The organism is Affinundibacterium baiyunense (assembly GCF_018139645.1).
Classification (GTDB): domain Bacteria; phylum Pseudomonadota; class Gammaproteobacteria; order Burkholderiales; family Burkholderiaceae_D; genus Undibacterium; species Undibacterium baiyunense.
The window spans coordinates 1-255 of the sequence record NZ_JAGSPM010000090.1; the positions used below are offsets into that span (position 1 = coordinate 1).

Genomic DNA, 255 nt, shown 5'->3' on the forward strand with positions numbered 1-255 from the left:
TGTTGTTCAAAGTTGGTGTGATTGTTTCTGCGCCGTTGTCGTTGGAGTTACCCAAAGTTGCAGTCAATGTGTTTTTCGCGCTTGTACCTGTCAACACGTCTTCGTCTTGCAAAGAGTTGATACGGTCATCGCCACCTGGTGTGTACACTTGTGGTGCTGTGAATGAAGAACCACTCAAGATGTCCGTTGCGTTTGTCAACACGTTGTTAGCAACAGCGCCGTCAACGATTGCTTTGATCACTGCGTCTTGTGCAG

1 protein-coding gene is annotated in these 255 nt (G+C 47.8%); it reads right to left on the reverse strand.

What is annotated here, in order from left to right:
• On the reverse strand, positions 1-255 hold a 255-nt coding region (locus KDM92_RS19305; protein WP_212685810.1), incomplete at both ends, for a hypothetical protein.